At 41.1% G+C, this 13055-nt stretch carries 11 protein-coding genes and 1 other RNA gene; 4 read left to right on the top strand and 8 right to left on the bottom strand.

The window, feature by feature from the left end:
* Positions 1-27: 27 nt before the first annotated feature.
* Positions 28-699 (bottom strand): hypothetical protein, encoded by a 672-nt coding sequence (locus ACPUEN_RS07340; protein WP_425639445.1) that lies wholly within the window; start codon positions 697-699, stop codon positions 28-30.
* 67 nt (positions 700-766) lie between these two features.
* Between ACPUEN_RS07340 and ACPUEN_RS07335 the strand changes: the two genes are divergently transcribed.
* Entirely contained in the window at positions 767-1762 is a 996-nt protein-coding gene (locus ACPUEN_RS07335) for an acyl transferase (RefSeq protein WP_425639444.1), read from the top strand.
* Between the two features lie 190 nt (positions 1763-1952).
* Here ACPUEN_RS07335 and ACPUEN_RS07330 read toward each other — a convergent pair whose 3' ends face one another.
* Both ACPUEN_RS07330 and rnpB read right to left on the bottom strand, forming a co-directional pair.
* Positions 1953-3110: a sigma-54-dependent transcriptional regulator gene (locus tag ACPUEN_RS07330; protein WP_425639443.1), complete on the bottom strand. Its 1158-nt coding sequence runs from the start codon at positions 3108-3110 to the stop codon at positions 1953-1955.
* Between the two features lie 17 nt (positions 3111-3127).
* Positions 3128-3540, bottom strand: an RNA gene (gene rnpB, locus ACPUEN_RS07325) — RNase P RNA component class A.
* A gap of 300 nt (positions 3541-3840) precedes the next feature.
* Here rnpB and ACPUEN_RS07320 point away from each other — a divergent pair.
* Positions 3841-4320 (top strand): PaaI family thioesterase, encoded by a 480-nt coding sequence (locus ACPUEN_RS07320; protein WP_425639442.1) that lies wholly within the window; start codon positions 3841-3843, stop codon positions 4318-4320.
* Between the two features lie 39 nt (positions 4321-4359).
* On the top strand, positions 4360-4923 hold the full coding sequence (locus tag ACPUEN_RS07315; protein WP_111613022.1) for a DUF3109 family protein: 564 nt from the start codon (positions 4360-4362) through the stop codon (positions 4921-4923).
* 61 nt (positions 4924-4984) lie between these two features.
* On the opposite strand, the gene ACPUEN_RS07310 is transcribed toward ACPUEN_RS07315, so the two are convergent.
* The 3 genes from ACPUEN_RS07310 to ACPUEN_RS07300 all read right to left on the bottom strand — a co-directional run bounded on the left by ACPUEN_RS07310 (position 4985) and on the right by ACPUEN_RS07300 (position 8172).
* Positions 4985-5716 carry a transglutaminase domain-containing protein gene (locus tag ACPUEN_RS07310; RefSeq protein WP_425639441.1) on the bottom strand — a complete coding sequence of 244 codons (732 nt, stop codon included), beginning with the start codon at positions 5714-5716 and terminating at the stop codon, positions 4985-4987.
* Between the two features lie 231 nt (positions 5717-5947).
* Complete coding sequence (locus ACPUEN_RS07305) at positions 5948-7120, bottom strand: PQQ-dependent sugar dehydrogenase (RefSeq protein WP_425639440.1); 1173 nt, start codon at positions 7118-7120, stop codon at positions 5948-5950.
* 104 nt (positions 7121-7224) lie between these two features.
* A complete protein-coding gene (locus tag ACPUEN_RS07300; RefSeq protein WP_425639439.1) occupies positions 7225-8172 on the bottom strand; it encodes a glycoside hydrolase family 43 protein in 948 nt (315 codons plus the stop codon).
* A gap of 383 nt (positions 8173-8555) precedes the next feature.
* Between ACPUEN_RS07300 and ACPUEN_RS07295 the strand changes: the two genes are divergently transcribed.
* A complete protein-coding gene (locus ACPUEN_RS07295; RefSeq protein ID WP_425639438.1) occupies positions 8556-9899 on the top strand; it encodes a Gfo/Idh/MocA family protein in 1344 nt (447 codons plus the stop codon).
* A 100-nt stretch (positions 9900-9999) separates the two neighbouring features.
* Here ACPUEN_RS07295 and ACPUEN_RS07290 read toward each other — a convergent pair whose 3' ends face one another.
* Together ACPUEN_RS07290 and ACPUEN_RS07285 are read right to left on the bottom strand one after the other, a co-directional pair.
* Positions 10000-11298, bottom strand: coding sequence for a M28 family peptidase (locus tag ACPUEN_RS07290; protein ID WP_425639437.1), 1299 nt, complete (start codon positions 11296-11298; stop codon positions 10000-10002).
* Between the two features lie 177 nt (positions 11299-11475).
* Positions 11476-13005, bottom strand: a complete 1530-nt coding sequence (locus ACPUEN_RS07285; protein WP_425639436.1) for a CocE/NonD family hydrolase — start codon at positions 13003-13005, stop codon at positions 11476-11478.
* Positions 13006-13055: the final 50 nt, after the last annotated feature.

The following is a 13055-nucleotide window of genomic DNA, read 5'->3' as shown; positions in this document are numbered from 1 at the left end:
AAAAAAAGCCCTTCGAAAGGGCTTTTTTTATTGTCTTGTGATTTGTAGTAGTGTTACTTCAGGGCTTAAAACTTCATTGCTCCTGTTGAGCGCTCTATCCTGGATTTCAACAGCTATTTGTATAGTATCCCTTCTGAAGATAGGTTCCCAGCCGGAGGATAGCATTCCATAGCTAATATTTCCTTCTACTGCTTGCCCCACATCAGAAGTAAGAATTCTTGGGAAACGCCCATTGAAGGTAGTAAAGTACGGAGGGTCCTGCCACCTAAATTCTGTGAATTGTCCATTTCTTTTGATATAGAATTTTACAAAAATATTAAACTGGTTAGGGTTCTGCTTTACCCAAATGGTGTCTTTGACAACTTGGTTGTTTACGATTGGATCTATTAACCAATCGATAGGGTTGTAGGTAGGAGCTTCTGCAGGTCTAGTGCCGTAAGTGATCAGGTCTCCGTTTGTATCTCTTTGGAAGTCCACATCTTGGAATGGCGGATCATCATCAGTGGATGATAAGCCTAAATCTCCCTCTGCGTCCTGAAAATCAATCCCAATGATTAGGGAGTCAGCCCCATTGGTAGGAACGTATTCAAGTGACTCAAAGGTGATTTTGGGTACCGAAGGGAAATTATCCGGCGGGTTAATACAGGCATTCGCGAGTAATAACAAAAAGAATATTCCTAAATAGCTTTTTAAACGCATAGGGCGAAAGTAAATTTACCGGCAAATTAAACCAATACTTTGGTTGATTGATGCAAAATATAAAACGATGCAGGACTTTAAAAGTTTTTCAAACAGGGTAAGTAATTTGAGTTCGGATGAATTCGAAAATCTTGCCCTGGAACTTTTTCATTTCCAGTCTCAGGCTAATCCAATTTACAGGAAATATCTAGCCGCTCGTAATCTAAGTACGGAAAAGGTGAAATCCATGGATCAAATTCCTTTTTTACCCATCCGTTTTTTCAAGGATCATCCAGTAATATCGGGAGAGAAAAGCGATTTTTCGGAGTTTTTCTCCAGCAGCGGTACTACCGGGATGATTACCAGCAAGCATTACATTTGGTCTGAGAAATGGTATCTGGATCATGCACAGCGCATTTTTGAAAATGAATTTGGATCATTGAAAGATTTTCATATTCTGGCACTTTTGCCTGCTTATCTGGAAAGGAAGGGGAGTAGCCTAGTGAGTATGGCTGATCATTTTATTAAGGAAAGCAATTCTGCTCATTCAGGTTTTTACCTCTATAATCAGGATGAGTTGCTCGACAAAATGGAATTGCTGGCAGGGGATCCTAAAAAGGTGCTGCTTTTAGGAGTTACTTTTGCCTTGTTGGATTTGGCTGAATCTGGAAAGAAATTCAATTCACCCTCCAACCTACTAGTGATGGAAACCGGAGGGATGAAGGGTAGGAGAAAAGAGATGATTCGGGAAGAGGTGCATGATATTTTGAAACCTTTTTTCGGGGTGGAAAGTATTCATTCAGAGTACGGAATGACTGAACTGATGTCTCAGGCTTATTCAAAAGGTCAGGGCAAATATACGCTTCCTGATTCCATGCGCGTTATGCTTAGGGATGTAAACGATCCACTTTCACTTTCGCAGCGATCCCAAGGAGGAATCAACGTGATTGATCTGGCGAATTTTCATTCCTGTGCATTTCTTGAAACTCAGGATTTGGGGAGATTTGATGAGAACGGAATGCTGGAAGTACTGGGGAGATTTGACAACAGTGAAATTAGGGGTTGTAATCTATTGGTGCAGTAATTGCTATCTAACTAATAATTGAACATATTTGACCTTTGACAAACAAAAACAGACAGATGAAAAAATTAGCCACTGCAGCATTATTGATTGGGATATTAGCATTGGGAGCTTGTGCTTCCAGTAAGCCTTGCCCAGCTTACGCCAAGGCGACGACTACTCAGGACGCCAATAGCTAAAAAAACACGCTGATCTAATAGTCAGCGTATTTTTTTATGTCTTCTAGGCTAATTTCAGGTTCGCCTAGTATCACCAGTCTCTCTACTACATTTCGCAGCTCACGGATATTGCCAGTCCAAGGATATTCCTGCAGTTTTGCCAAAGCGGCTTTACTGATACTTTTTGGTGCATCCCCGTTTTCCTGAGATATATCATCCAAAAACTTATTTACAAGTAAAGGGATATCGTCTTTTCTATCTTTTAGCGCCGGAACCTGAATAAGAATCACACTTAACCTGTGATATAAATCCTCTCTAAATTTATTCTCCTCAATCTCTTTCTTCAAATCCTTATTCGTAGCTGCCAGTACACGTACATCCACTTTGATGTCTTTGTCTGAACCTACGCGATTGATCAAGTTCTCTTGAAGTGCACGTAGAACTTTTGATTGGGCTGAAAGAGACATATCTCCGATTTCATCCAAAAACAAGGTGCCGCCCTGAGCCTGTTCAAACTTCCCCTGACGCTGCTTATGGGCTGAAGTAAAAGCCCCTTTCTCATGTCCAAAAAGCTCGCTTTCAATTAGTTCTGAAGGAATAGCTGCGCAGTTTACTGCCACAAAAGGTTGAGAAGATCTATTGCTTTTCGCATGTACCCAATGAGCGACAAGTTCCTTACCGGTGCCGTTTGGACCTGTGATAAGCACTCTAGCGTCTGTAGGAGCGACTTTTTCAATCGTGTCTTTGACCTTATGAATAGCGGCAGATTCTCCCACCATATCCAGTTTCTTGGATAGCTTCTTCTTCAGCACCTTGGTCTCCGTGACTAAATTCTTTTTGTCCAAAGCATTTCTAACGGTGAGTAAAAGACGGTTTAGATCTGGTGGTTTTGGGATAAAGTCGAAAGCACCCTTCTTGGTTGCTTCTACGGCAGTTTCTATGCTCCCATGTGCTGAGATCATGATGAACTGAGGTGATTTATCAAGCCCTTTGGCTTTTTCCAGTACTTCTATGCCGTCCATTTTTGGCATTTTCACATCACAGAGAACTAGATCGTAATCGTCTTCCTGCAATTTTGCCAATCCCTCTTCACCATCTTGGGCTTCGGTCACTGTGTATTTTTCGTACTCTAGAATTTCGCGGAGTGTGGCGCGGATGACTTTCTCGTCATCAATGATCAGTATTTTCGACATAGTTTCAATATAAAATAAAAAAGTGCAAGTCTATAAGCCGGGTTCTGTTTCCTCCTCTATTTCTAGAGTCAGTTTCTTGCCATTTATCTAGCCCCGACTTCGCAATCGGGGTCCATCGATCTACCCATTCCGCATAAAAGCGAGCAACTTTTCTCGGAACTGAATCCGACGCGGAACCTATTTGATCTTTCAACCCATAAGGTTTGCCGTGCCCCTGACATCACTGCCAGAGCGGTGGGCTCTTACCCCACCTTTTCACCCTTACCCTTCGTGCCGATAGCTATCGGTACTCAGGGCGGTATATTCTCTGTTGCACTAGCTGTAAACTGACCGTCACCAGTCAGCCCCCTTCCCGTTAGGAAGTATGGCGCTCTATGTTGCCCGGACTTTCCTTCCCGATAGCTATCGGGACGACAAGACGACTTGCACGTTCCAAAGTACGGCATTTTCTGGCTATCGGTTTTGGAAAATTTGTAGGAGGTTAGGAAGTTGGAGGCAGGAGGTTGGGAAGTTGGAGGTAGGAAGTTGGGAAGTTTGAGGTAGGAGGTTGGGAAGTTGGAGGCAGGAGGTTAGTTATCTGCAACTTAACTTGGGGTGATATTACTTTGGGTTATTTGTAAATGATAAACAAGATTTATCGTCTAAATACCACGTTATTCCAGTCATAAATTTGAGATCTAAATTTTCTCAGGATCTTGAGATGTAATTTATTTTAAAAAATCCTTTCCAAATGAATAAGAGTAACCAAAGAAAGTTCAGAAGATTGATTCGATTGATCAATTGGTATCCTCCGTATTTGTTTTCAGGGATAAAAGTGGTCGATTATGCAGATGATTTTTCAAGTTTCAAGACCAAGCTCAAAATTACTTGGTACAACCGAAATCTGATGGGTACAGCTTTTGGAGGATCTCTTTATTCCATGTGTGATCCATTTTTTATGTTTATCATCATCACCCAGCTCAGTGATGAGTACATCGTCTGGGACAAAACAGCAAGTATAGAATTTGTGAAGCCTGGAAAGGGGACGGTATATGCAGAATTCAAGCTTTCCCCAGAGCAGATTTCTGATATAAAAGAAGCTGTAGATCGAGATGGGAAAGGCGTGTTTGAATTTCCGTGTGAAGTAAAAGATGGGAATGGAAATATTATTGCCAAGTTGCAGAAAGGGGTTTATGTGCGAAGAAAAGACTTGGTGAAGCCGAAAGCCTAGCGTTCGATTGCTTACCTTTGCGGGCTAACGAATAAGACCATGATAATAGTAGGGGATACCGTGCTTTCGGATGATATAAAGGAGAATTTTTTCGTCTGCGACCTTGAGGCTTGCAAGGGTGCTTGCTGTGTGGAAGGTGATGCGGGTGCTCCTTTGGAAGATGAGGAGACCAAAATCATCGAAGATATCTACCCAATTGTCAAAGATTACATCACCGAGGAAGGCCGTCAGGCTATAGAAAAGCAAGGGACTTGGGTATTTGATAAGGATGGGGACAAAGGAACTCCAACCATTGGGGATAATAGGGAATGTGCATATGCCTTAACTGATGATCGTGGAATTCTAAAATGTGGCATTGAGCAAGCCTACCTAGATGGCAAGATCACTTGGAAAAAACCGATCAGCTGCCACATGTATCCGATTCGTATTACCAAATACGATCAGTTTGATGCGCTGAATTATGATCGCTGGCATATCTGCGATCCTGCCTGTCAGTTGGGAGCTAGCCTGAAAGTGCCAATCTATAAATTCCTCAAAGACGCGCTTATACGTAAGTATGGAGAAGCTTGGTATGCGGAGTTGGTGGAGGAGATTGAGGGGTGAAGATTTGAAATTTGAGATTTGAGATTTGAGATTTTCTATCTCAGCTCCAAGCGGTCGAAAATTAAAAACTAGATTCAATCAACTCAACCCTCACACGCTGCTCAATGGGATAAACAGGAGTGCCAAATTGATTGAAAATGGCGACATCGGCAGCATCTCTACCGAAGCCTAGAACAACATACCCTCCTCTGTTACCTTCCTGAGTAGCATCAAAGGTGTACCAGCGATTTCCAATGTAAGCTTCAAACCAGGCATGCATATCCATAGGCTTCAACTCGTGTAAGTATCCAACTACGATACGAGCTGGAATGCTCAAGCTTCTACACATAGCAATACCCAAATGTGCCAAATCAGTGCATACTCCAAACTTTCTGGTATTTACCTGAATGGCAGATAAGGGCTGATTGTTGCTGCCTGGTACATAGCTTACGTTGTTTCTAAGCCAGTTTGTAATTGCGGCCACCTGATTGTAACCTAGGTATTGCCCTTGTGTGATTTCCATGCTCATTTCATTAAAAAAATCTGACTCGCAATATCTACTGGGCAATAGATAGCTTAATACATTGTCAGGTAAATTCTGGATTTCAACAAAGGGAGCATCAAATCCTTGGTCTATAAAATCAGAAGTCACTACCTCGGCTGATGTATCAATCGAGAACATTCCTGGAGGAGCAATCAATCGCTGACAAAGATTACCGTACCCATCTGTGAATTCAAAAACAGGGATACTTGGCGTAATTTTAAATTCCTCTTTTTCTACCCACTGCTGACTTCCGCTTCGTGGTCGGAGCATGAGTATGAACGGGGTAGGTTCAGAAATCTCAAATTTTAGATTACAGCTGGTGCGTAAGTGCATATATCAATTATTAATAACCAGAATATATTGTCTTCCTAAACCATTTTTAATTGGTTCAGGCAAAAGGATAGGCTTAAACTTTCATTTTGCTGAAAAGTAAAGCCTATCTAAAGCTATGGTTATTTCTTGGGCTGTTGGTGTTGGGGATCTTCTGAATTCAATCAGTTCTTACTCGTAACCTAGTTTGTAGATTTTGTCATCAAAACCACAGATATACAGTTCCTGGTTTTTGTCAATACCGAAAGAGGAAATTGGAAAATCAGCATTCAGTAATTCTGTGTTTTTTGGATTATTAGGATCACTGACGTCCAAACTCCAGATTCTACCGGAAACGTAATCAGCATAGATATACAAGCCTTCTAACTCCTCGATGGCTGAACCATGATACACAAAACCTCCAGTAACGGAAATATCACCTTTGGAATGATCATACTCCCAAACAGGTAATTTTAGTCCAGTCATTTCACAATCCGCAGGTTTGAAGCAGTGAACACCTTCCATGGTATTCCAGCCGTAATTCCCCCCATTCTCTACTATATCAATTTCTTCATACTTGTTTTGTCCTACATCGCCTACCCATAGCTGTCCATTGGCTGAATCAAAGCTAAATCTCCAAGGATTACGTAAGCCATAAGCATAAATTTCTTCCCGAAAGCCTTCCGTATTATTTGCAAAAGGATTGTCTGCTGGTATGGAGTAATTGCCTGCTGAAGACGGCTGATCTACGTCAATTCTAAGAATACTCCCTAACAATGTGGTTTTATTTTGTCCATTTCCCTGTGGGTCTCCGCCACTTCCTCCATCACCTGCGGCGATATATAAGTAGCCATCAGGTCCAAAGGAGACTTGACCTCCATTATGGTTTGAGTAAGGTTGAGCATATTCTAACAAGACTAGTTCACTTCCCGGATCTGCTTTAGTTGGATCGGAAGAGGAAACTGAAAAGCGGGAGATCACAGTTCTATTAGGATTTTCTGCAGTATAATTCACGTAGAAATACCCATTACTTTGATAGTCTGGATGGAATGCCAAACCCAATAAACCCTCTTCGTTTCCAGAATCATCCACTTTACTTTCTATCGCTAGAAACTCAGACTTTTGGGTAGTCGCTGGGTTATTCTGAAAAACAGAAATTACTCCACGTTGTTCTACCACAAATACCCGGTCAGAATCATCACCAGCATGTTGGAAATCTACAGGTCGAGTAAAAGTTAGCGAAGGAAAGGCTTCTTGCACTGTCAGTTTTGCATCAGGGCTTGGCCCAGTCGATGGACTCTCCTGGGAGCAAGCAGTTGAATAAGTGAGGACTACTATTAAAAATGTATTCAAAAATGTCTTCATGTTGATATTGGTCTACTGTTTAATGGTTGCTTAATACTATACCTACAAAATAGGTGATTTTGAATGACTTGTTAAATGAAAAGGGATTTTTCCTGACTGCATAGCTATTGCTTTTTCTCAGGAGTAAACATGCTCAGATCCCACTCATTGTACCAATGTATTTCCATTTCGCCTTCCTCTGTTATCGTAATCGGAAGAAAAACGTATTCAGATTCCGGTTTCCCCCTACCATTCCAACGGTCTCCCATATAGAGGTAGGCATCTTTGTAGCCAGGGATCTTGAAAATAAAACAGGGCTGTGAGTTGAAGGAGTTGTTTCCGGCATCGCCTACAAATGGGTTACCATGCTTGGTGTAAGGCCCCATGATATTTTCTGAGGTATAATAAGTTGCAGGATTGGGAGTCCAGCCTGAACATCCGCTGGTAAGTAGGTAGAATTTGCCATTTTTCTTCAATATATCAGGACCCTCACAATGGGCTTCTATATCCACATCATTGCTTGTGGTAGAAAGGTAGTCTTCCGATAATTCTACCATTCTGATTGTCTTATTGATATGGTCGGCAGCATAGCCAATGTATGCTTTCTTCGTATCTGGCTCAAAATACATCCCAATATCACGGGACTCGTGCCCATTTGGACGGTAATGCTCCTGCACCTCAAATGGGCCTGTTGGAGTATCACTTACGGCCACGCCAAGTTCTGCAGTTCTGTAGGCGGAATTATCAAAATGAAACCACATCACATATTTCTTATTTACCTCATCATAGACAACCTTCGGACGTTCGAACACTTCAATTTCGCCTTTTTCTAATACCACCCCCTCATTTTTCCAATTATAGAGATCCTTGGAAGAATAGCAGGAAGCTCCTCTGGGCATACCCCTATGCTCTCCATACCAATAGTACGTTTCCTCTGATTCTACGTAGATGATATTACCTCCGTGACTATCAATATGAACCCCATCATCTGCCAGCCACTGTCCTCCTGGTTTGAAGGATGTATAAGTAGTAGGCTGCTGCGGAAAAGCTTTAGGAATTACGATAACTGTCATAATTAAGCAGGCAATTACAGGTGCTGCAAGCCTTTGGAGGCATGCCTGTCTACTAAAGATGTTCATGTTCATGTGCGATTTTTAGTTTTCTATTATAGGAAGGATAAGATGTTTTTTGCGTAAATCATATTCATTTTATATATGTGGGATTCAGGATTGGAGCAAACCCATGGTTTTTTAGGCAGGCTAAATCAGTCGTAAAAACTGACACTAGTAAAATCTATCTTTAGATTTGCTTACAAGCTAAACAAAAGATATTTTGGTGATTAGTTAATTAGTGCATTAGATTGTTATCTAAAAATATCCATACATGTAAGTTTATACATAGAAATACTATTTTTTCAATAAATTGAATTTACTAACAACCCAAAATAAATTTAACCATGAGTAAAGAATCGTCTAGAAGAACCTTCATCAAAAAATCCGCACTTGCGGGGACGGCAGCAATGGTACTACCCACATTTATCCCTTCCTCAGCGTTTGGCGCCAATGACCGAATAAATGCAGCTGTCTTGGGAATCAATGGTAGAGGTAAAAGTCATATCCAGGGCTTTATGGCTCAGAAAGACGTTGAGATCACTACACTTTGTGATCCGGACATGAACCTTCTGACCCCGGCACAGAAAGCTTTTAAGGAGAAATATGGCAAAGATGTAGGCATTGAGCAAGACCTGAGAAAGGTATTTGATAATAAAGACATCGATGTGGTGAGTTTGGCCACTCCTAATCACTGGCATGCATTGGCTACTATTTGGGCTTGCCAGGCAGGCAAGGATGTCTATGTAGAAAAGCCAGGTTCGCATAATATCTCTGAAGGTCGTAAGATGATCGAAGCTGCTGAAAAGTATGACAGGATCGTGCAGCATGGAGTTCAGTTGAGGAGCTCACCTGCCGTGCAGGAAGCTATTCAATTGATGCGGGACGGATACATAGGTAGAGTTTATATGGCCCGAGGCCTTGTGTTTAGAATGCGTGGTGATATTGGTGTCAAAGGCACTTCTCCGGTGCCGGAGGGATTGGACTATGACTTGTGGACCGGTCCTGCTCCAAAGGTTCCTTTTACCCGTGACCTGGTGCATTACAATTGGCATTGGCATTTTGATTATGGAAATGGCGATGTCGGAAACCAAGGTATCCATGAGACTGATCTTTGTATGTGGGGACTGGATGTAGGTTTCCCAACCAAGATTACTTCCATGGGAGGCAAATACCTTTGGAAGGACAGTAAGGAAACTCCTGAAGTTTTAACTTCTATCTATAACTATCCTGATGAGGATAAAATCATACAGTTCGAAGTTCGTCCTTGGTACACTAATGCAGAGGATGGAGCTACTGTAGGGAATATCTTCTATGGTGACAAAGGGTATCTGGTGGTCGATGGCTACGATAAGTACAAAACCTTCTTAGGAAATGACCGCACACCAGGGCAATCCGGTGACGATGGGGGAGCAGCAGCTTCAGGAATGGACAGAGGTGCAGGAGGGACAGATGGTCACTTTACCAATTTTATAGAGGCAGTTCGTAAGCATGATAAATCTATCCTAAATGGACCGGTAGAAACAGCACATTTATCTTCTGGATTGGCTCATTTAGGCAATATAGCCTATAGATTGGGACGTGTTCTTGACTTTGACCCTAAGTCAGAGAAATTTGTCAACGATTCAGAAGCAGACGCTATGCTTACCAGAGAATATAGACCTGGTTTTGAAGTGCCTTCTGTAGTATAAGTTAACGAGTCGTAGAACTAGATTGAATTAAGGGAAAACCCTGTCAAAAGTGATTTTGACAGGGTTTTTTTATAATTGTTTAGTAAATTCATATCGATTTTTAATCCAATTTCTCTACTCTAGTTGGTGTGTCTTTACCGCTGATAATACTTTGGCTGCTGAGCGCTATGGCTTTAATTACCTCGGTCATATTCTCCATATCCAATGTCTCGAACTCGTCACTGGCTTTGTGGTAATTAGGCTCATTGTTAGGAGCTTCGTCCATTTTGGAAGTAGAGATGGTATGTGCTGGCACTCCCAATGCTGCCAAAGTTCTGTTATCAGATCTATAAAATAAGTTTTGTTTAGGATAAGGATCTGGTTCGAAATGGAATTTGGATCCTTCCAGATTCTTCTGAAGTATCTCGCCCATAGAACTTTTTTCAAAGCCTGTGATGTAAGCAGAATTTGTTCCCCATTTGCTTTCAGTACCTATCATTTCAATGTTGAACATGGCGACAACCTTGTCAGGGTCTAGTTGCTGGCTGAAGTAAGTACTTCCAAATCCTCCAGACTCTTCCGCAGTAAAAGCTACAAAAATCAAGGTGCGCTCATTCTCCTTTATCTTATTGAAATAGTTACCCAGCATCATGACAGCGGTAGTTCCGGCTGCATCGTCATTTGCACCATTGTAAATGCTGTCTTGGCTTGCATCAGGTCTACCTATTCCAAGGTGATCGTAATGAGCGCCAAAGACAACATATTCATCCTTTAGGGATTTGCCAGGAATGACACCAACGACATTCTTCAGCTCTTGCTCAGTAATTTTATTAGTGATTTTAAGTGAAACAGAGCTAGGATCTAGGGTTTCTGTCATCACGAAAACCTGGGAATTTGAAATCGGGAATTTTGCCCTACCTGCTATTCTTCCTAATCTTGCATAGTTGGCCGCATGCGAAGGATCTATCAGAACCAATGCATTTTTTTCACCTCTCAAGACAGGAAATACCAACTGATTGAAATCGGCATCTTTTGGTACTTTGACCACTTGTATTTCTGACAGAGAATTGATTTCTATAGTCTCAGACGTACTATTTACAACCAAATTGCTAGGACTCAATGGTTCTTTGTCAAGCGTTCCACTCACTTCTGCAGGAGTTGCCAGTACCATAGCGAAGCTTTGCATGTAGGATGTATTATCTCCAAAATATTCCAAACCACTTGCCTCAAACTCAGAGGCGATGAAATTCGCAGCCTTTTCCAATCCAGGAGAATAAATGCCTCTCCCTTCCATATCATCTGCAGAGAGAGTCCTTTCCACCCGTGCAACTTCTGATACTGTAATGATGGAGCCGATTTTGGGAGTGCAGGAAAATAGTCCTGTGTAAAGTATAGAAAGGGCTAAGAGTGTTTTTTTCATTTCGGTAATTAATTGATGCTGGATTAAAATGATTATTGAGCAAATATTGTCTGTTTCTGCGAGAAATAAGCTTTTCCCTTACTAAAGAGCAGTATTCTGATAGTTAGGCGGTACTAGAATTGGCTAATAAGTCCTATGTTGGAAAGGCCTGAAATTGGTTTAGTTATAGAAGTAGTTTTATTTCTGAAGTTGTTTTAATCGCTCAATGGCATTTTGATTTTCAGGGTATAAGTGAAGCGATTTTTCAAAATTTTCCATTGCCTTTTCATTCTCCCCAATAAAAAGATAAGCTTCACCCAAACTGTCAAAAAGGTTTGCCGATTCTGGATATAAATGGGTAGCTAATAGGAAAATATTTATTCCATTCTGGGCTGTCTCTGAGTTGTACAGAAGCTGTAATCCCAGGTTGTTCAAGTTTCCTTCAGGCAATTTCAAGTCCGGATGTTCCTTCAAAGTTGATTCGTGTAGGGAAATCAGATTTTGATATTTCTGGGTTGAAGCTAGTTCATTGAAATCCTGGAATGAGAATACTTGAATATCCGCTTGCTTGGATCGGTAGCTTACCAACTTTTCTTTTAAGCCATTATCAGAAGGCTGGTTAGTTATGAATTTCAATGCTTCCTGATCATCTTTTAAGAATGCATCCAGAAATTTCAAGGTGTAAACAGAAGCCAATTTATAAGATTCCATGATTTCAAGATCACTTTTATCTTGCCTCTCATCCCGAGGTTGGAATAATACTCCTAAAGTACTAAAATAGGAATGCGATAGGTTATGGAATTTTAGGCTATATGCCTGACTATTGCTCAAGCTGTCATAAAACTCAAAACTGTGATCTAAGCTTGGGTCTATTTTGTCAGCTAGTAAAACTTCCTCAGGAATGTTCTTTTGCGCAAAATGAATGAAAGGAACATCTACGTTTTCAAGATTGAAAAATGGTGATTTCTTCAAGGTTTTAAGTTGGTACTTGATACTGCCATCTAGGCTTACAATTGCTTTGATTTGCTCATTTCGCATCTGTGCAAGTACATTAGACAAGCCTCCAAAGCTAAAGCCCATCGTTGCAATTTGGTTGGGGTTTGCATTTGGGAATTTTGTTATTTCTGCCAGTAAAAATTCAATATCTCTTGCCTGAGTTTCCAAGTCTTTTTCCGTTCCACCTTCCAAAAACCTATTTTCCGTTCCTCGACTTGGACTTGATATCACGATATAGCCATGGCTTGCTAAATATTCGCAAAGAGCGAAGTTTTCAATAGAAGATGCTTGATAGCTTGGCGCATAGACTAGAACTGGGAAATTGCCATTGGCAGGTTTAATTCCAGTAAAAGCTCTTGTTACCTCTTGGAGGTGCTGTTGATTTTCAACCGTATTTGGATAATAAAACCAGTTCAATATTTGCTCATTTGGCAGATACTCCCATTCCTCTTCCTCCTTTAGAACTTGCATGTAATCTAAAACAGTCCTTGCTTCGGATTGCTTCGGATGATCTGTTGAAGGATACCAAATGCTTACAGGAATCGGTCTGGGGATAGTGGTATTGTTCCAATCGTAAACTCTTTTATAAGTGCGGGTGCTGTCAGCTGTCACATAGTGTCGAAAACCCACGCTAAATGCTCCGTTTTCCAAAGCAATTTCTTCCAGAGAAGTTTGCCCGAAACTGAATGAGGCATTAAAAATTAATAAGATTAGGATTATTCTCGAGTTCATGTTTTCATGTGATACAATTCAAAGCTTCTTCGCCTCAGATAATGAATGAC

The sequence above is a fragment of the Algoriphagus yeomjeoni genome, assembly GCF_049821175.1.
Classification (GTDB): domain Bacteria; phylum Bacteroidota; class Bacteroidia; order Cytophagales; family Cyclobacteriaceae; genus Algoriphagus; species Algoriphagus yeomjeoni_A.
The sequence above is the reverse complement of the archived record's forward strand: the minus strand, read 5'-3'. Positions and strand labels throughout refer to the sequence as shown.